The 18,908-nt window shown below is 45.2% G+C and carries 17 protein-coding genes and 3 pseudogenes; 10 read left to right on the top strand and 10 right to left on the bottom strand.

The features are described from left to right. Positions 1 to 228: 228 nt before the first annotated feature. Together MiSe_RS00150 and MiSe_RS00145 are read right to left on the bottom strand one after the other, a co-directional pair. Positions 229 to 432 (bottom strand): type II toxin-antitoxin system HicA family toxin, encoded by a 204-nt coding sequence (locus MiSe_RS00150; RefSeq protein ID WP_226572532.1) that lies wholly within the window; start codon positions 430 to 432, stop codon positions 229 to 231. A gap of 12 nt (positions 433 to 444) precedes the next feature. Next, positions 445 to 618 carry a type II toxin-antitoxin system HicB family antitoxin gene (locus MiSe_RS00145; protein ID WP_226572514.1) on the bottom strand — a complete coding sequence of 58 codons (174 nt, stop codon included), beginning with the start codon at positions 616 to 618 and terminating at the stop codon, positions 445 to 447. Between the two features lie 52 nt (positions 619 to 670). On the opposite strand from MiSe_RS00145, the gene MiSe_RS00140 reads away from it, so the two are divergent. After that, positions 671 to 1,873 carry a Coenzyme F420 hydrogenase/dehydrogenase, beta subunit C-terminal domain gene (locus MiSe_RS00140; protein WP_226572512.1) on the top strand — a complete coding sequence of 401 codons (1,203 nt, stop codon included), beginning with the start codon at positions 671 to 673 and terminating at the stop codon, positions 1,871 to 1,873. Between the two features lie 379 nt (positions 1,874 to 2,252). Here the strand turns inward: MiSe_RS00140 and MiSe_RS00135 are convergent, their stop codons facing one another. Genes MiSe_RS00135 through MiSe_RS00125 form a run of 3 tightly spaced genes read right to left on the bottom strand, consistent with a single transcriptional unit; the run spans position 2,253 to position 7,700 of the window. Next, on the bottom strand, positions 2,253 to 5,549 hold the full coding sequence (locus tag MiSe_RS00135; RefSeq protein ID WP_226572507.1) for a tubulin-like doman-containing protein: 3,297 nt from the start codon (positions 5,547 to 5,549) through the stop codon (positions 2,253 to 2,255). 37 nt (positions 5,550 to 5,586) lie between these two features. Then, entirely contained in the window at positions 5,587 to 6,483 is an 897-nt protein-coding gene (locus tag MiSe_RS00130) for a vWA domain-containing protein (RefSeq protein ID WP_226572506.1), read from the bottom strand. A gap of 20 nt (positions 6,484 to 6,503) precedes the next feature. Continuing rightward, positions 6,504 to 7,700 (bottom strand): PstS family phosphate ABC transporter substrate-binding protein, encoded by a 1,197-nt coding sequence (locus tag MiSe_RS00125; protein ID WP_226572505.1) that lies wholly within the window; start codon positions 7,698 to 7,700, stop codon positions 6,504 to 6,506. Positions 7,701 to 8,270: 570 nt separating this feature from the next. On the opposite strand from MiSe_RS00125, the gene MiSe_RS00120 reads away from it, so the two are divergent. Together MiSe_RS00120 and cysE are read left to right on the top strand one after the other, a co-directional pair. Then, positions 8,271 to 8,762, top strand: a complete 492-nt coding sequence (locus tag MiSe_RS00120) for a hypothetical protein (protein ID WP_226572504.1) — start codon at positions 8,271 to 8,273, stop codon at positions 8,760 to 8,762. A 215-nt stretch (positions 8,763 to 8,977) separates the two neighbouring features. After that, a complete protein-coding gene (gene cysE / locus MiSe_RS00115; protein ID WP_226572503.1) occupies positions 8,978 to 9,772 on the top strand; it encodes a serine O-acetyltransferase in 795 nt (264 codons plus the stop codon). A 122-nt stretch (positions 9,773 to 9,894) separates the two neighbouring features. On the opposite strand, the gene MiSe_RS00110 is transcribed toward cysE, so the two are convergent. Continuing rightward, positions 9,895 to 10,476, bottom strand: coding sequence for an Npun_F5749 family FMN-dependent PPOX-type flavoprotein (locus tag MiSe_RS00110; RefSeq protein WP_226572502.1), 582 nt, complete (start codon positions 10,474 to 10,476; stop codon positions 9,895 to 9,897). 161 nt (positions 10,477 to 10,637) lie between these two features. Here MiSe_RS00110 and MiSe_RS00105 point away from each other — a divergent pair. From MiSe_RS00105 to MiSe_RS00095, 3 genes and pseudogenes are all read left to right on the top strand, one after another. Further along, a pseudogene (locus MiSe_RS00105) lies at positions 10,638 to 10,892 on the top strand (ribonucleoside-triphosphate reductase); the annotation flags it as partial. Between the two features lie 676 nt (positions 10,893 to 11,568). Then, a complete protein-coding gene (gene ltrA / locus MiSe_RS00100; RefSeq protein ID WP_226572921.1) occupies positions 11,569 to 13,362 on the top strand; it encodes a group II intron reverse transcriptase/maturase in 1,794 nt (597 codons plus the stop codon). Next, positions 13,363 to 14,337: pseudogene (locus tag MiSe_RS00095) on the top strand (glycyl radical enzyme family protein); the annotation flags it as partial. An 18-nt stretch (positions 14,338 to 14,355) separates the two neighbouring features. Here MiSe_RS00095 and MiSe_RS00090 read toward each other — a convergent pair. Further along, on the bottom strand, positions 14,356 to 14,496 hold the full coding sequence (locus tag MiSe_RS00090) for a hypothetical protein (RefSeq protein ID WP_226572499.1): 141 nt from the start codon (positions 14,494 to 14,496) through the stop codon (positions 14,356 to 14,358). A 94-nt stretch (positions 14,497 to 14,590) separates the two neighbouring features. On the opposite strand from MiSe_RS00090, the pseudogene nrdJ reads away from it, so the two are divergent. Further along, positions 14,591 to 16,627: pseudogene (gene nrdJ, locus MiSe_RS00085) on the top strand (ribonucleoside-triphosphate reductase, adenosylcobalamin-dependent); the annotation flags it as partial. A gap of 265 nt (positions 16,628 to 16,892) precedes the next feature. Beyond that, entirely contained in the window at positions 16,893 to 17,450 is a 558-nt protein-coding gene (gene gmk / locus MiSe_RS00080; RefSeq protein ID WP_226572498.1) for a guanylate kinase, read from the top strand. Positions 17,451 to 17,623: 173 nt separating this feature from the next. Here the strand turns inward: gmk and MiSe_RS00075 are convergent, their stop codons facing one another. Continuing rightward, positions 17,624 to 18,121, bottom strand: a complete 498-nt coding sequence (locus tag MiSe_RS00075; RefSeq protein WP_226572492.1) for a photosystem I reaction center subunit XI — start codon at positions 18,119 to 18,121, stop codon at positions 17,624 to 17,626. Between the two features lie 135 nt (positions 18,122 to 18,256). On the opposite strand from MiSe_RS00075, the gene MiSe_RS50700 reads away from it, so the two are divergent. Further along, positions 18,257 to 18,391 (top strand): hypothetical protein, encoded by a 135-nt coding sequence (locus tag MiSe_RS50700; protein ID WP_264196257.1) that lies wholly within the window; start codon positions 18,257 to 18,259, stop codon positions 18,389 to 18,391. A 10-nt stretch (positions 18,392 to 18,401) separates the two neighbouring features. Here the strand turns inward: MiSe_RS50700 and MiSe_RS00070 are convergent, their stop codons facing one another. After that, entirely contained in the window at positions 18,402 to 18,536 is a 135-nt protein-coding gene (locus MiSe_RS00070) for a photosystem I reaction center subunit IX (RefSeq protein WP_226572490.1), read from the bottom strand. Between MiSe_RS00070 and MiSe_RS00065 the strand changes: the two genes are divergently transcribed. Beyond that, the gene (locus MiSe_RS00065; protein WP_226572488.1) at positions 18,536 to 18,799 is read left to right on the top strand and encodes a hypothetical protein; all 264 of its coding nucleotides are present in this window, start codon (positions 18,536 to 18,538) and stop codon (positions 18,797 to 18,799) included. The two genes, MiSe_RS00070 and MiSe_RS00065, sit on opposite strands and share 1 nt — an antisense overlap. On the opposite strand, the gene psaJ is transcribed toward MiSe_RS00065, so the two are convergent. Further along, positions 18,756 to 18,884: a photosystem I reaction center subunit IX gene (gene psaJ, locus MiSe_RS00060; protein WP_226572486.1), complete on the bottom strand. Its 129-nt coding sequence runs from the start codon at positions 18,882 to 18,884 to the stop codon at positions 18,756 to 18,758. The two genes, MiSe_RS00065 and psaJ, sit on opposite strands and share 44 nt — an antisense overlap. Positions 18,885 to 18,908 lie beyond the last annotated feature (24 nt).

The following is an 18,908-nucleotide window of genomic DNA, read 5'->3' as shown; positions in this document are numbered from 1 at the left end:
CTTAAGGTGCTATTTAAGAAACTCTCGTTAATCTGACCGGGCGTCAACTCTCACCAAAAATTTAAAGCTATCAAACCCTCCAGCAGCCGTGCCTAGAGGATTCAGGCAATCATTATACAGCGGCTTGCAGCCCTTGTGAGGTACAGCGAAATCGCTTCGTTTGTGTAGCGGCACCCTTAAGGGTGCCGCTACACAAACGAAGGTGTACCTCACTAAGAAAGCAATCCGCTATAAATCTTCAGGTGTTAAACCCGTGACTTTGGCAATTCGGGCTAGCATTCGAGGCCCAATTTCTTCATTATCGTGAAAGGCAAACACCACATCAGGCCAGTCAGGGTGCGACAAGATCCGATGAGAACCTGAAATTCGTTTGACTTCCCACCCGATGCGTAACAAGGCGACAAGGACGCGCTTTGCTTTTGTGCTAGGCAAAGGAAACGCTAACTAGATCACTTCTCCATGCTCAAGTTTATCTGCAATAACTCGCAGCGCTAATGCTTGGACTCTGGCGATCGCTTCTTCCCGCGTCTCCCCATAAGCTAGCACTCCGGGCATCCCAAGCACTTCAGCCAAGAAGCGTCCATCTTCTTCTTGTTCAATGTCTATCGTGAAGTTCATAGCTGCTAATCTATTTTGAGAGAGGCTGTTTCTGGATAAAAGAAGTAATTTAATGACCTCAGCTAATCCTACCGATCGCAAAAAGGCGAAAGCCCTTAAACCCTCCAGCCGTCGCCCTGCTAAGGAACTTTGCAGCGAGTGCGGACTGTGCGATACATACTATATTCATTATGTCAAGGAAGCTTGTGCTTTTCTTAACCAACAAATTGCCGAACTGGAAGAACTTACCCACGGGCGCGATCGCAATCTAGACAACCCCGATGAATGGTATTTCGGCGTCAGTCAAGACATGATGGCGGCGCGGAAAATTCAACCCATCGAAGGCGCGCAGTGGACTGGTATTGTCAGTACCATTGCTATTGAAATGCTGGGTAGCGGCATTGTGGAAGGCGTTGTCTGCGTCCAAAATACCAAGGAAGACCGTTTTCAACCTAAACCCGTCATCGCCCGCACTCCAGAGGAAATTCTAGCCGCGCGGGTGAATAAGCCTACCTTGTCGCCAAATCTTTCGGTTTTGGAACAAATCGAGCAATCTGGGATGAAGCGGTTGTTGGTAATTGGCGTGGGTTGTCAAATCCAGGCTTTACGCGCGGTAGAAAAAGAATTGGGTTTGGAAAAGCTCTACGTTCTAGGTACGCCTTGTGTAGATAATGTTACCCGCGCCGGTCTGCAAAAATTCCTGGATACTACCAGTCGTTCTCCAGAAACGGTGGTGTATTACGAGTTTATGCAAGATTTCCAGGTTCACTTTAAACACGAAGACGGTTCGATTGAAAAAGTGCCGTTTTTTGGCCTCAATACTAAGGAATTGAAGGATGTATTTGCTCCTTCTTGCATGAGTTGTTTTGATTATGTCAATTCGCTGGCAGATTTAGTGGTAGGCTATATGGGCGCGCCCTTTGGTTGGCAATGGATTGTGGTCAGAAACGATCGCGGGCAAGAAATGCTCGATTTGGTGCAAGATCAGATCGAAACTCAGCCTGTGATGTCTGCGGGCGATCGCAAAAATGCCGTGCAGCAAAGTATACCTGCCTACGACAAAGGCGTCACTCTCCCGATGTGGGCGGCTAAATTAATGGGCGTGGTAATTGAAAAAATTGGCCCTAAAGGTCTGGAATATGCCCGTTTTTCGATTGATTCCCACTTCACCCGCAACTATTTATATGTGAAGCGGAATCATCCAGAAAAATTAGATGCCCACGTGCCAGAATATGCCAAACGGATTGTAGGCCAGTATAAATTGCCGGAGCGGTAATTGGCGATCCCCCCAACCCCCCTTCCCAAGGGGGGCAAACCCAACCTAATTAACGAACCACTCCAGGCACAGAGAACACAGAGGTAAGAGAAAAGAAGAGATAGGTAATCGAAGAATTGCGAAGGAAGTAATCCCAAATCCGAGGGAGAAATCTATGAATAAACCGGGTTTCTGACTGCTGACGGCAAAAGCCTGTTACTCCAATTACCAATTACCGCTGTCACAACTATTAACTAGCAACTTGAGTTATTAACTCAAGTTGCTAGTTATCTCATGGATAGCAGCTAATGGCTAATGGCGAGATTGGTAAAAATTCTATATTAGCAATTAGCCATTAGCAATTAGCAACGCCCTTGTTTATAACTAGCAACTTGCGTTATTAGATGAGTCGCTCCAATTTGTTGCCACAATTGGAACAGAAATTTGATTCTGCTGGATTCTTGTGACCGCATTTGTTGCAGAAAACATGAGTGCGAGTTTGGGAAACTGCACCATCATTATTTTCTGGTATTTTTGCATTTGAGTCAATAGTTTTGCTCGCTTTATTAGTATCTTGTTTTGGACTGGACTCTGAATAAAGTTTGTGTGCTTCAATCGTATCCTGAATAACTTTCAGTTCGCGCTTGTATTCGAGACTGTCGCTGACTCCCTCTTTTTCTAACTCGACTTGTCGCTGATTTATATACTCGATCAATTGTGCGTACAATACCCGTTTTTGCTGGTCGGTTTGATTCTCGCTCAGTTTTGCCGTCACCTGACGCTGAATCTCTTCTTTATCTGGACGACAAGCCAAAACTTGCAGTACTTGTACTGCTTCTTCCCAAGTAGAAGCAATATCGACATTCTCAGATCCGGTTACTGTTTTGCGGGTGTAGCGAATTACTTTTTCCTTTGTTTGACGATTTTCTTCTAGCCGCAGCACTTTTAAGGATCGTGCTTCCACAACTAGCTTAAAGATTTCTGGTTTTTCGGGAAACACATCCCAGAAAGGAGGCTCTTTTTGAATATGAACTGGAATCGGAGGATCTTTACTTTCACCTTTAAGTTGCGATCGCTTTGCCTGAATCGATTGTCCTTTCCAGTCTTGATAGGATTGTTGTAATTCTGGCATGACTTCAATACAACGCAGGGAAAAACCACCAATTTCTTGCACAAATACAATCCGGTGACGTTCTGGTTCTCCCAGAGGTGTAATAGCATCATTACTGCCAACACGTTCCCGCAGTATTGGTATCAGTTTCGTGGCGGCAATATCGCTACTGTTTCGACCTCCGACGATGGCAACTTTGGCATTGAGTGCTGGGGTAAAACCAGCATCTTTTCGTTTCAGAGTTGCTTCAGAAAGTAAAATCAGCGGCTTTGATTGACTGTGGGCCATGCCGATCCGATTCCGGATTTCTGGTTCGTCATTGTTATATAGTTTGAACAAGCGATCGCCCGCTGCTAAGTCTCGTTTTATGCGACTATTTCCTGGCGCATTTACCACTGCGGCTTTAGTTTTTTCCCCAATAATATCTTTGAAGTCATTATCTTGCACATCAGCCAGATTCGGCAGGTCGAACAGTCGCATCACCTCGTCAGCGGTTCGGTTGCGTTTCCACAGCGGACTTGCTTCCAACAAAACCTGCCCAGAAAGATTACTGCAAATCCCATCCATCCCCAATTGATAGCGGGTTTTACTACCTTCAGAAGCAACCGCTAATTGCTCGATTAGGTTTTGATACAAGTCGTTGAGTTCTTCGCGATTATAAAGCTTAATTCCATTCACAATTAAAGCGTCAGCACTATCTGCTTGTCGATCGGCTTTTTGCTGAAAATCATCGCGGATTTGCCGCAGTTTTTGATTTAACCGAGCTAAACGGCGATTCAATTCATTCAAATGTTCTTCCATTCTGGCAATTACTTCTAAACCCAAAGCTCTCGCTTTGCGCTGAATTGTCGCGATTACATTCCCCTCCAATCCGGTGAGAGCAGATTCGCAACGCTTTTCCATATCAGCTTGCTTTGTTAGAGCAAACTTATCTTTAAATTGGGCAATATCTTGCAACGCTCCTTCGTATTGTCGCTGACGATTAGTTTCATTGGGTTGCCATACTTTTTCCATTTCCCGTCGAAACTTTTCCGTTGCTGTGTAAAAACTCTGGCGCACTGCTGTCATGAATGCATCGGCAAATTTTGGCCCTCGATTGCGGTCTTCAATGATGCGATAAAACTCTTCTTCTAAAGATTTCCGACCTTGTTGAATGATGCGATCGCGATTGTCGTACATCTTGATTAAAAAGTCACCGTGCAAGCGCGGATCTGGACTCAATTCGCGCAAGTGATTTTCCCGATATTCATTAACTTTGGGTTGGAGATAATCCAAAAATTGCAGAATCTTGCCGCGTTCAGCACCAATTACATTCACGCCTTCTTGGGTGCATTTTAGTTTGTTATCGGTAGCAATTTCGTTGCGGATGCTGTTGACCCAGGCGGAAATTTCTGCTATATAAGAACGATCTCCAGCCGAGGATAAATCTGCTAAAAGTTCCGCTTCTGTTAACCGCATCCGTTTGAGGATATCTGTTTCTACCAGCTTTGACATATCGGGTGGTAGCGGGACAGATTCATTCAGCCACCAACTGATAAAATCAGCCGCGAGTCGTTGGGATATGGAGGTGCGAATTTGGGCAATCGGAATTTCGACGGTGGATAATCCAAAACTCATAAAATTCTTAGGATAACCTCGACCGGCAGAGTCGGATTGCGCCCAAGATCCTTTAATGTTGTCTCTAATTGAGCGTTTATAAGGGGCAAAATCAGAAGTCAGATCCAGGAAGATATTTTGGGCGATCATTTCCCGAATTTGAGCGAGGGTAAATTCAGTTTCACCATTTTTTGTTCCGACTAGGTAAGTAAAGTCAAAGGGAGCGGATTTGCTGCGGATTTCATCGGTTAACTGACTGCTGAATTGAGCGTCATACTCGGTTCTGTGGTCGGAAAAATAGCTCAATTCCATCAGTGCGGCGTAACCATTGGCGAGGACGCGATCGCCTATATTAATGCTGGCAAAAGCGGTTGGCATTGGCACAATTGCCGTTACGGTTGAACTTCCCTGTCCCCTCAACCAATGGCGGATGCAGTAGCCAATATCTATCAGCATTCCGCTGCCAGTTCCGCCGGATAAAGAACCGACTACGAACGCATTTAAAGATGTTGTATCTACTTTGATGCCATATTTATTGCGCATGAAATTTTCATGGCCTTTTACGCTATCGCAAGTTTCGTTAAACTTTCTTTGAATCTTGTGATAATTACAGAAAAAGGCAAACCTTCCATAGGCGCGAATTTGTCCTGCTCCTACCTCAATTGCTCCAATATTTCGTTCTAATTCTGTGGGAAACCACCTGGAAATCCAGGGATAATTATCTAGCTCGGATATAATTTTTTTGACTTCGCTGCCGCTGACACTCGCCCAAAATTTTTCGTTGTCTTTGAATGCCGAACCTGCCGCCTCAGGATTGGTGACTTTGTATTCTCGATCTGTATCTATTATCAAAAAGCTAATAATAGGAAAATTCCGCAAACTGCCGTAGGTTTCTTCTACTAATCGACGCACCCGCGATAGAACTTCATGTCCGGTTCCTCCCACGCCTACTAATACGGTAGGAACCATGCTTTTTTCATCGACTGCCATAACTTTCTCCTATTAGCAAAGGTAAAACTAAAGTTTTTTAACAATCTAAGCCAAAGGGTAAACCAAATAATCGCCAAACAATTAATGGGGTCAAAATAGTCCAAAAAAAGGCGTTTCCCAACGCCAACTGTCCGGAAAGATTAGGCGGCAGATTCATCAATGGTTGAAAAATCCATCGGTCTAGGGGGAGGGTCAGCATCCACATGAAGGCAATCCAGGCAGCACCTAGCCAGAATTTAATCCATTTTATGTTACTGTTAAAACTGGTAAAAAATCTGTCTGTAAATAACATATTTAGATTATTCTGTTGACCAGATATGTAAATGCCTTTGGTGCTAAATGCGGCTTGTTGGAGTGCTGGTGCTTCGGCTCCCACTATGACGGTATTGATTTTAACTTTCTGAGCTACTGCCCCGTCAACAACTGATTGCGAAACCTCAGCCATTCCATCGGTGACTAAAAGTAATTCGCGGCAGCGATTGCTGACGCTACTGAGTAATTCCGTCCCCTTTTGAATGGCTTTATTGATATCCGTACCTTGACCAATTTGGGCAGGCAGATTAGGATTTTGCAAAGCTTGGTTCAACTCTAATTCTAACTGCTGTTTGTCGGTTTTGAACGAACTGGTAAGGGGAATAACTTCTCCCGCAAATCCCAAGATTTGAATTTGGTTAGGAGTTCTCAGCAGTTGCGAGTTTTGCTCAAGATACGCTCCCACGGCAGCAATTTCTTGAGCCATGACTGTATTTGGAGCGTTGAAGAATTGCGGTTGGTAGGTGCTGCTACTCAAATCTAGAGCGATCGCTACTGCAACATTGGGTCTACCCAAGCCTAACACGCCAAATAACAGAGCTGCTACTAAAAAAGCCCCTAGAAACATCGCTGGAATCTGAAACAGGGGATACAACCACAAACCGCGACGAGGAAGTTTCACTAGAAATACCCTGATATGTTTTACTTGCGAATAGGCACAAAACCCGCTTGCTCTACCAATCGTTGACCTTCATCACTTAGGATCATATTGGCATAGGCTACACCAGCTTGTTCAGCCAATTGGCGATCGCGTCTAATTACAACAAAAAGTTGCCTGGTAATTGGGTAAGAACCATCAGCCAAAGCTGTTTTATTAACTGCATTTCCCACTACAGGAGGCACAAAAGGCTGATTTGCGTCTTTAGCAATTGGCAAAGGACGTATTGTACTTTGGATCGCCTCGGAAGCAGTAGCATAGCCAATTCCACCAGGCGTTCTGGCAACCCGCTGGATGCCTGTTGTGGTGTCTCTCACTTCTTGTACAGTTGAAGCAAAATTTTCGCCACCCAAAACTTCCTTGTGAAAGTATTCTGGCGTACCGCCATCAGCAATGGGACGGCTGATGGGAGTAATATCTAGGTCGGGACCCCCTACTTGTTTCCAGTTAGTAATTTTTCCTGTGAAAATATCTTTGATCTGAGATCCGGTCAAACCAGGGATAGACAATTTAGGATTGACATAAAAAGCAATGCCATCAATCGCAACTGATACTTGTTCTAACTCAAATCCCTTAGTTTTGGCCTCTTCAAACTCTTTAGTTTCTATAGGTCGGGAAGATTGGGCAATAGTTAGTTGACCATCCAAAAGCATTCTGATTCCGGTGCCAGATCCAGGTTTCCTACCGAAAGGCGGCTCAAGATAGCGTAACTGAAATCCTGGATGAGCAGATGCGATCGCTGCTACTATCTGGGGAGAACGAAGCGGTGCAAATGTTGTAGACCCCCCATAGTTCACCACCACCGATGGCACGTTAGGCACCTCTGCCAGAGTGCGGTAAGTCGTAACAATCGCCGCAGGACTAACTAGGGGGGTAGTTTGAGATGGGTTTGCTGGTTGAGTCGTTGCAGGTCTGACACTTTGAGTTTGGGACTGAGGTTTAGGCCAGATTAAATAAACTAAAGTACCCAGTAAGGCAACGACCAAAGCAGCACCAACAGCAATAGCAGTAATATCTGGCTTACCCTCACCTTTGTTGGGAATTATTGCTTCTCTCGGTAAGCCGCACATCACGCAGTCCGGACCATAATTTTCGTAGGGTTCGTGGGAACCAGAGCAATTTGGGTAAGATTTCCCATCTCTCGGTTTACCATCACAAGTCCAAGGTTTGGAAGAACTCATATGTGGCTAATCTCCAGTCCCGAAAACGGCAAAAAGTTTAGAAAACAGATAGGTAATTGGGGATTAATAGTTAACGTAAGTTGCTAGTTACATCCAAGGAAGCTGGTAATGGGTAATGGGTAATCGGTAATTGCCACGATTCCACCACCAATGAATCCAATTACCAATTACCTATTAACGCAAGTTGCTAGTTATATTTTTAGGGCCCAAGACAAGCTAATGGCTAATAGCTAATGGCTGGTAGAACCGAAAAATATTCCCATCAGCAATTAGCAAGCTGGCGATTAGCAATTTGGCAACCCACGATAGTTATAACTAGCAACTTGGGTTATTACCAATGACCGCCGCCAAAGCTTATAACTAGCAACTTGAGTTACTTATAGAAAATCTATCACACTGGGAAGGGATCTGACTTGGCCGGTAAAGTTGGAAAAAAAGCGCGATCGCAACAGATTTTTCCCCCTAGTGTGCAGCCTTAAAACTGGCATGAGCCGCAACGCCGCCGACTCGATTCTGGGATAGGTTGGAATTGAGAACGCCTGTACCCAGAATTGGAGGAGGGCTGTTGATATGTTAGTGCATACTATACTTCGCTTCAAAAGCCGTGCTTGGCTAGTTTTGTTAACAGCTTTGAGCGCTACACCCGTTCTCGCCCAAACTGCTAATTTTGCTTCTTTGACACTTTCCCAAGGCTTTCCGCCTTCGGCTGGGGTTGCATCGGGTTATACTGGGGGGTCTTACTCGCTGGCTTCGATCGCAAATAGCGATCGCAAACACAACCGCTGTATCGGTTTCGCTTCCCCCACACCCGACCACATCATGGTTTTAGAGCGAGATTTTCCCAAACTAACCGTACAAGTCAATTCCGGCGGTTCCGATACAACGTTGTTAATCAGAGGCCCCGGTAACGAAAATACCATCCGCTGCGGCGACGATACCGGCAGCAATAAAGATGCCAGCATCTCTGACACCAACTGGAAAGCTGGCAGATACAGCATCTGGGTGGGAACCTTTGAAGAAGGAGTCCGCCGCGACTACAGTCTTTCAGTGCGACAAGAGTAAAGGCGGGTAATAGCTAATGGCTAATGGCTAATGGCTAATGGCTAATGGCTAATGGCTAATGGCTAGCTTGCCAATCTTGGGGCATGCCAAACTTTCAGGAAAGTGACCGTGGGAAGTCGTAACCAATTACCTATTACCAATTACCAATTACCAGTGAAGACACTTAAAAAGCTAAAATCGGGAATGGCATGTTACGCAAAACTTGGTGACCGCTCGTGTTCACTTCCCTCATAGCTGATTTTCGCATAATCTTCGATCGCGACCCGGCTGCTCGCAATTGGCTGGAAGTATTGTTTTGCTACCCCGGTTTGCAAGCTTTGGTGTTGCATCGTTTTGCTCACTGGCTTTACGTACTGGGAATTCCCTTCATCCCTCGTTTCATTTCTCACATCGGTCGTTTTTTAACCGGGATTGAAATACACCCCGGTGCCGCAATTGGTAAGGGTGTTTTTATCGACCACGGCATGGGCGTCGTGATTGGCGAAACAGCTATTGTAGGCGACTATACCCTAATTTACCAAGGCGTCACCCTCGGCGGGACGGGCAAGCAATCCGGCAAGCGCCACCCAACTGTAGGGGAAAATGTGGTAGTGGGAGCCGGTGCTAAAGTATTGGGAAATATTCTAATTGGCAATAATGTTCGGATTGGTGCAGGTTCGGTTGTACTGCGCGACGTGCCTTCAGATTGCACCGTGGTAGGCGTTCCAGGGCGGATTGTTTATCGTTCTGGCGTGCGGGTGAATCCCCTAGAACACGGCAGTTTGCCAGACTCTGAAGCAGAAGTGATTCGCGCCTTGGTAGACCGAATTGAGCTGTTGGAACAACAAATGCAAGCAATCCAACAACCTCAACCAGTAGCGGTGCTTCAGCCTGTTTTAGCACTTAAGCAAGAAGTCTCGACGGATGAAACCGATTATCCTACAGAGACGCAAAGCGACGATCCCATCTCCCCCAGATGTCGCATCCAAGATAAAGCCATTCAGCAATTCCTAGACGGCGCAGGCATTTGAAATTTGCTAATTGCTAATAGCTAATTGGTGATCGGAAAAAAGCAATTAGCAATTAGCAATTAGCAATTAGCAATTAGCAATTACCAATTAGCAATTAGCAATTACCAATTAGCAATTACCAATTACGGATTAATCTCTTGCGTCAACCAAACACCAGCACTATCTAGCTGATACAGCCATCGATTTTGCGGTTCGCCCCGCAATTCTAAATGGTCTACCTGAACTGGATCTAATAATAATAGGCAAAAATTTAGTAACGGTTCGGTTGGATTGGGCGGCGGTGGCTCAAAAGCCTCTGAATTAGCTCTATTTTGCCCTGGATGAGGCCATGCAAATTGAAGTCTCGCGGCGTCAGAAAGTTCTTGCCAAGCAGATTGGCGGGCTTTCTGGAGGTCTGTATTAGCATTATTTTCGCGGACTAGGATTAGCTGACCTGCGAGGCGAAATTGCTCCCGCGTTTCAAGAAAGTACCAGCAAGCCTCACCCCAAGATTGATCGTCGATTTGGTCGGCTTTTTGGCTGCGGGAATCGGTGACAAACGCCAGCTGATTCGTATCGGCTAGAAAGCCCCGGAAAACGATTGTACGGTTCGCAGGGCGTCCATCTGCCCGAACGGTAGCCAGTTGCAGGTAACGGGCGTACACAAGGCTGCGGTTAAGATCGAGGGCGCGAGATAAAGGCGATCGCCAAGGGGCAAGAGTCATTGTCAAAGGGCGGGTGAGCAGGCTTTCAGACGGGCAGGGGAACAATTAGCCATTAGCTACAAATAGAGCAAATTTCAGTGTTTTTCAAGCTTTGACGCTAGATATGCGATCGCTTACACTACTAAATCTGTGTCTGTCGCAAAACGATAAGGCTTGGTGATATGGTTCGAGAGCTAGAGCGCTTGCAAAATACTAACCCATTTCCGGAAACTGCCCCTGTGGCGAATCCGGTGTTTTTTAGAACGTACAGCCGTCGGACGGCAAATGGGCGAGAGAGTTGGGAGCAGGTGTGCGATCGCACCCTACGCGGATTGGTACGCTTGGGCAAGCTAACCCCCCAAGAAGCTGACATTATAGACCAGATGCAGCGTCAAATTAAATCTTTGCCCTCCGGTCGCTGGCTGTGGGTGGGCGGTGTGTGATTCGATGAGTCGAAACTGGCTATAGGAAAGGCTTTCAGCTATTCCTTAGCCCTGGGATGACTCTCTAGGTTCTTAAAAATCCGTTACAAAAACTTAAACGAATTGCCGAACAAGCAATGTACGGATAACCGAACCTGGATAACTGTATAACCTTATAGGTGATGTGATGTTCCCATCACAAAGTCCTATCCTCCAAGCGTGGGAGTGAAAGCATTTCCCCTACCTAGCGACTGGTTATCAAAGGGTAAAGCGGGGAAAAACGCTGGTAACACCAAACCATGAGGTGAATCCCAGCAAGCAAGAGTGCATGGACAACGGAAGTGAAGGTACGCATGGAACAGTCGTAACCCACTAAGCAGCGAAAAGAATGGTTGATACGCTGCGGTCAAAAGACACTGAGACACATAGGAATCTGAAAGTACCGCCATAAAGGTCACGCTTTCCTGTCTCCGGCTGAGTAGTACCGTCCTAAACACTCAAACAAAAGGTTATACGGAACGAAGTAATCCTGTCTGTGGCTCTCTAAAAGGTCGATTTTAGAGTAGGAACCAATCCGCAAGCCCTGACAGGAAGAGATGGAATCAGAAGCAAATGCCTACCTGTAATGGGTGTGGATAAGCTGACAGATTCCCGATGATTTGGAAGATAGAGTGGCAACAAAGCAATGGAAATGACTAAAACACGGGAAAAACCGATGGTGGTATGGACACAAGTGAACTGGCGCCAGCTAGAACGCACGGTGTACAAGTTGCAAAAGAGAATCTATCAAGCCTCTGGTCGGGGAGATGTCAAAGCAGTACGTAAATTGCAAAAGACTCTTCTGAATTCCTGGTCCGCCAAAATGCTTGCCGTCCGCCAAGTGACACAAGATAACCAAGGCAAAAACACTGCGGGAATAGATGGGCAGAAGGCACTAACGCCCAAAGCTCGGTTAGAGCTAGTGGAAGCACTAGAATTAAGCCATAAATCCGCACCAACACGTAGAGTATGGATTCCCAAACCAAGGAAAACAGAAAAACGACCTTTGGGTATCCCTACTATCACAGAACGGGCTAAACAAGCACTTGTGAAACTAGCCTTGGAACCCGAATGGGAAGCCAAGTTTGAGCCTAACAGCTACGGTTTCCGACCCGGTAGAAGCTGTATGGATGCCATTGAGGGTATCAAAGTAGCAATCAAGCAAAAGAGCAAATATGTTCTAGATGCCGATATTGCAAAATGCTTTGACAAAATTGACCAGAAGAAACTATTGAATAAAATCAATACGTTTCCCAAACTCCGCAGACAGATTAAAGCATGGGTTAAATCCGGCGTATATGATAGCGGAACATGGTTTCCAACTGATGAAGGAACCCCTCAAGGTGGTATTATCTCACCACTATTGGCGAACATTGCTTTACATGGAATGGAAAAAATTGTCAAGGAATTTGCCCGAACCCTCCCAGGGAAAAAGGACAACAACGAGAAGGAAATTACCTTAGTCAGATATGCCGATGATTTTGTCATCCTACATCCCAAGCTGGATGTACTTATGAGATCTAAAACACTGATTGAGGAATTCCTTAATGATATTGGTTTAGAACTTAGACCAGAAAAAACTCGTATAACCCACACCCTGGAAAGAATGGGAGAGGAAACTCCAGGTTTTGACTTCCTTGGCTTTAATATCCGTCAGTATCCAGTAGGAAAATACACAACAGGCAAAAACACACATGGCAAACCGCTAGGCTACAAGACGTACATTAAGCCAAGTAAAGAGGCTGTTAAAGCTCACTACCAAAGGTTAGCGAACGAAATTGACAAACTAAAATCCTGTCAATCCCAAATAGAGCTAATCAAGCGTTTAAACCCAATCATCACTGGATGGAGTAACTACTACTCTAAAGTCAACAGTGCTGAAACCTTTAAAGAGCTAGACCATCTTCTAACACGGAAGCTAATTGCGTGGACTAAAGCTAGACATCTTCACAAATCTACAAAACGGTGGATAGGAAAATATTTCGGCATCAAAGATGGGTCATCCTGGGTATTCCGGGCGATTACAGATAACAAGAATATATATCTTGTGTATCACAGTGATTTCCAGATCCAGAAATTTGTCAAAGTCAAGGGAAAAGTCAGCCCCTACAATGGCGACTTCATCTACTGGGCTACCCGTATGGGCAAAAGCGTCGAATTACCTACCAGAGTCTCCAAACTGCTGAAAAAGCAGAATGGAAAATGCACAGAATGCGGTTTGTACTTCAGAGATGAAGATGTAATGGAAGTAGACCATGTTATTCCCCGTTCCAAAGGAGGGAAAGACAGGTACGACAATTACCAATTACTGCATAGACACTGCCACGACATCAAAACCAAACGAGACGGTACTCATGACAAGAGCCAAATCATTGAGGAGCCGTGTGATGCGAAAGTATCACGCACGGTTCTGAAGCCGAGTCACATTGGCGACAATGTGGCTTAGGGTAATACAGACTGGATCGAAAAACCCGAAAATTTTTCCGGTGGCTATAACTGCACCAGTACCAATGTCGTCGATTGGCGTGCCTTTGGCTTGATGATGGATCTGGCAATGATGGGCTGCGGTACTGGAGCAGTTATCGAACCTAAATATATCAATCAACTGCCAGCTATTCGCAATCATCTGAATGTCATCTTACAGGGTGAAATTGGCTCGACTGCACCAGAATTCCGTCGGGAAGAAACCGAAGTCAAGATTGCCGGAAATCAAGTCTATATCCAGGTAGGAGACAGTCGTCAAGGTTGGGTCAAATCTTATCAAACCCTGCTCGAATTATCTACAGATGAACGGTTTACAGGAGAAGTTCAAGTCATCATTGATTTGAGCGATGTTCGTCCAGCGGGAGAAGCACTCAAAGGCTTTGGTGGGGTAGCAAATCCGGTCAAGTTGTCAGAACTTTATGGGCGGTGCGCGGCTATTTTAAATAAAGCCATCGGACGGCAATTAAATTCAGTTGAATGCTGTTTGTTAATTGATGAAGCAGCCGTAGTTGTCGTTGCCGGAAATGTTCGCCGGTCAGCTGGCATTAGACAGGGATTGAGCGATGATGAATTATTTGCAAATGCGAAGGCAAACCTCTGGCAACAGGATGATTTGGGCAACTGGAGAATCGATCCAGAACGAGATGCACTTCGCATGGCAAATCACTCTCGCGTTTTTCACCACAAGCCAACTCTAGAAGAATGTATAGATGCTGTTCGTTTGCAATACTACAGCGGCGAGGGAGCTATTCAATGGGCTGGTGAAGCTATTGCTAGAGCAAATAGCGACATTTTTAGCAGCTCTGAAGTTAAAGCTGATTTTATCAAAGCTTACGCGGCTGGAAGCGGTCAACAATGGTTGCAAGAGCATTTTCCTCAAATGCCTGCAAGCGAACTAGAACATCGCTTACAGCGCTATGGTTTAAACCCGTGTGGTAGGTAATTTTGCCTCACGTTAAAAACCCCGCAAAATCGGTGAAAGCTGAGATGCTAATACCGAGGTAATCAAAGAAATTAAAAAGTCTTTGACACCGTAGAGCGTACTAGGTGAACCTTCTTTTAAGAAGAATAAAATCCTGGCAAGAGTGTGGGGCATTTGCTTCCTTGCAAGTGAAAATGTACGCCGAGCTACAGGGAAAATCAGAACCTGTAGAACTAGAGGATAAAAAGCCTCTAGGGTAACAAAACTGGAAATTATTGGCTCTAACTTTCATTGCGTAAGTGGCAATACGCTGCTAATTACTAGAGACGGAATGCATAAAATTAAGGAGGTTGTAGGAACTGAAATTGAAATTTGGAATGGAAAAAAATGGAGCAAAGTAACGCCCTTTAAGACGGGGAGCGATCGCCAACTCTATCGCGTCAGGTTTGGCGATGGTTCTTATCTCGATGCCACAGAGTATCATCGGTTTTTTGTCAAGGATCGCTTTGGTAAAGTTTACAAAGAAGTTCAAACCAAAGACTTGATGGATACGAGCCAATATGCTATTCACACAGAACCATTCACGATTGAGTATGAAGGTGGTTTGAATATCGATCCAAGCTATGCTTACACTTTGGGCGTCGCTGTAGGAGATGGAACTACAGACCAAAATAACAATGCTAAAGTTCGACTTTATGAACCCAAAGCAGAATTAGCAGTAGCAGGAAATAAATCTCCACAAAGAAGCTGTGACTATTTACCTGCTTTTACCTACGTAACAGATCTAGACTTTTCTTTTGAGTTTCTCAAAAGCTTAAAAACAAATCCAGCAGCACTCAATGTCATTGCGAGTTGGAATCGTAGGGCAATTTTGCATTTTATTGCCGGATTAGCCGATACCGATGGCTCAAATACTAGCAGTAATGGGATCGGGATTTATATCTCGGATTATGACCGCGCTTACAGAATTCAGTTACTGCTGACAAAATGCGGTATTCGTTCATCCCTAAATCCTGGCGATCGCCAAGGGTCAATTACTAATTATGGTGTCAGAAGTCGGGATTTGTATTACTTGCAAATTACTGACTGTGCTGAGATACCTTGCCAGCGTTTGCATGTTAGCAAAGGAACAGAGGCTAAGCACGGTAGGCAAGTTGTCACAAGTGTTGAAGAATTACCCGGAATTCACGACACTTACTGTTTCAACGAACCAGAGTTTCATAAGGGAGTTTTTGGCAATACCCTAACTGGAAACTGCAATCTTTCAGAGGTACATCTCAATCAAATTGACCCCAATAACTATCAAGAACAAGAGAAAGCGTTCGCAGCAGGAGCATTATCTGTAGCCGTTTTGCTCAATCATAAATTTGTTGAGCCTCGCTACCAATACAGTCGCGAATTAGACCCGATTGTTGGCGTTTCTTTTACAGGGTTATTTGACTTTTTTGTCAAGGCTTTTGGGGCAGATTGGTTGCGGTGGTGGGAAGAAGGTCGTCCCGCAACCGAACAGGGATTAGAATTTAAACGGCGGGAAGAAGAATATCTCACCCGTTGGCAAGATATCGTGCATCGGGTGGTGTGGGATTATTGCGATCGCCATAACCTAAAACGTCCCAATCGCTGTACAACGGTTCAACCTTCTGGTACAAAATCCCTCCTCACAGGTGCATCTCCAGGATGGCATCCTCCCAAAGCACAGCGTTTTATTCGTCGCGTCACTTTCCGGAAAAATGACCCCGTAGCACTCGCTTGCATCGAATACGGATATAATGTCGTTCCCTCTCAATCTGATAAAGATGAAAAAGGCAATCTTTTAAACGATCCGTTCGATTCTCGATGCACAGAATGGCTGGTGGAAATTCCGGTTTCTGTACCTTGGGCTGATTTACCGGGTGCTGATGAAATTGAGATTAGCAAGTTTTCAGCCTTGGCACAAATGGACTTTTACATGCAAGTCGAAAAATTCTATACTCGACACAACACTTCTGCGACTGTAGAGCTACGAGAAAACGAAATAGAGGCTTTAGGCAGTCGAATCTACGAAGCAATCAAGGGTGATGAAGGCTACATTTCAGCCGCACTTCTGGCACGGTTTGACGATCTCCAAACCTTCCCTCGTTTGCCGTTTGAACCCATCGACAAACAAACCTACGAACAGTTAACGCGAGAAGTGAAATCCAGACGCAAAACTGATGATTTTTTTGCCGCATTGAGTCGCTATGACTTAGGTGAAATGGCAGAAGCAGGCCCAGCAGGTTGTGATTCTGATAAGTGTCTCATGCCTGACCAACCATCAGGTTCGTAAACTTGAGATATAGCAGATTGCAGATGGATGAGGTACACCTTCGTTTGTATAGCGGCAGCATTAATGCTGCCGCTATACAAACAAAGCCTTTTGGCTGTACCTCACTCGCTTGCAATCCGCTGTATTCCAACTGTCTTAACTATCTGGAGGCATAGCCTCCTTGTCTCGTTCCCAGGTTGAACCTGGGAACGAAAAAATGAAAAAGCCCCCCAAGGCATTGGGGGTTGAGGGGGATCGATAAGCAAGTACAAATAAGGAATTAACGATGCAACTAGGTAGATTAATTGTTTTAACAGGACCAAGTGGCGTGGGGAAAGGAACTTTGTTGCGAAGTCTCCTGCAACGCCACCCCGAATTATACTTTTCTGTATCCGCTACTACCCGCGCTCCTCGTGGGGGAGAAATTTACGGACGGCATTACTATTTCACCAGCCGCGAGCAATTTCAGGAGATGATAAAAAATGGGGAATTATTAGAATGGGCTGAATTTGCCGGGAATTGTTACGGCACGCCTAGAAAGGCTGTAGAAGCACAAATTGCTCAAGGTCAATCGGTGATTTTAGAAATAGAATTAGAAGGGGCAAGACAAATTAAACAAACCTTTCCTGCTGCTTTGAGAATTTTTATTTTGCCGCCCAGTGAAGCTGAATTAGAGCGGCGGATTCGCAGTCGGGGGACTGATAGCGAGGAAGCGATTGCTCGTCGTCTCCGTCGTGCTAAAGAAGAAATTGCCGCCGCCAATGAATTCGATATCCAGATTGTCAATGACGATTTGGAAAAAACATTAGACCGCCTGGAAGCGGCTGTATTTTCCATAAGTTAGGGGTTGGTTTAATAGTTAACACAAGTTGCTAGTTATCAACTTGGGCGTTGCTAATTGCTAATTGCCAGAAAAGCTAATATAGCATTTTTCCTGATTGAGCCATTAGCCATTAGCTATTAGCCGCTCCTTTGAGATAACTGGCAACTTGAGTTAGTTACCAACCCCTAAGAATTTTAGCCGCCAAAACTGCCGAAAGCTTGGAACACTCCTGACTTGAAGGCTAAGTATACTACGTAAGCGAACGCTGCACCGCCAATTCCGCCCACGAGAAACCCACTGGAGAAATCAGTCCAGCCTTCCTGTGTTGAGAATGAAGCGGGAGCTTCGGGTAACGGGTCTACTACCACAGGTTTTGGTGGATTGCTATTTGCGTATAACGACATCGCTAAGGACGCAATCACAATCAACAAAATGGCTTCAATTAAACCCACGACATCTGCCACTTTTGACATGCGGAATTGACTCGTATAGGCAAATGGGCCAAACAGCCAATACCCGTGAGCCATACCAACTTCCAGACCGCGACGCAGGGGCGATAAACCCTTGCGATAGGCAGGCAGGTTACCCAGGAAAGCTTTGGTGAAACCCGAACCATTGATGGGTGTTACCAAATTTCCGGTTTGGGGATCTCCAGCAGCGTAAACCAATTCTCGATTTCTTGGATCGCTCATAATTGCTATTTAGTGCAGGTTTTGGCTTTATTTTATAGTGATAGGTACACTTCTTCCACCAGCTTTCCCATTGACGTTAAAAAACTTAATTATTTACCAACATATCTAGGACTTACGCAAAGAAACAAGGGTGATATGAAAAATCGTTGGTTTGGCGGCGGCGACCAGAGAATGAAGAAACCGGGTTTCTGGCAACGCCCTTGCGTAAGTCCTGATATCACAAGAGATGATTTAATAATTACCCCGCCCAAACGAGTTTGGACGGGTTAGGTGGTGTCGGTTATGGCATTGGGTGGAAAAGCAGGTCTGGGAAATAATAGTTAAACACAATCTGGATAGTTGCTTGTACCGACAGCCAAACCGTTGCTAAGACGGGGACAGTCGAAAGATACCTCAATAAATATTTTTGCTGCATTGAACGAGCCTCTCAAAATCGCCTCTCTCCTCAAACTAGCGTGGCGATCGCTCAACTTCTTCATCCTGAGTAAATATGTCTTTGGTGATAATTATTACTGCTTGCCACCCGCTGGTTGTGAAATTGATGAAACTTGCGATCGCCACCCGCTTCTGTTCGAGGTGCGATCGCAAGCTTCATCCGTTACTGCATCTCAGGATGCCCAGATTTTCTCTCTGACTAGGGCATCGGGTGGAAAAGTAGATCTGGGAAAAAGCGATTGAATTCAATCAAAATTCCAGCTGTAATCGTCATCCAAACAGCAGCCAAAACTGGGGCTGTAGAAAGATACCTCAGCAAATCTTTCATGAAATTTTCCTCCTCGTGATATTC

It is taken from the genome of Microseira wollei NIES-4236, assembly GCF_020521235.1.
GTDB lineage: Bacteria > Cyanobacteriota > Cyanobacteriia > Cyanobacteriales > Aerosakkonemataceae > Microseira > Microseira wollei.
Note: the sequence above shows the minus strand (reverse complement) of the source record. Positions and strands in the feature narration are given on the sequence as shown.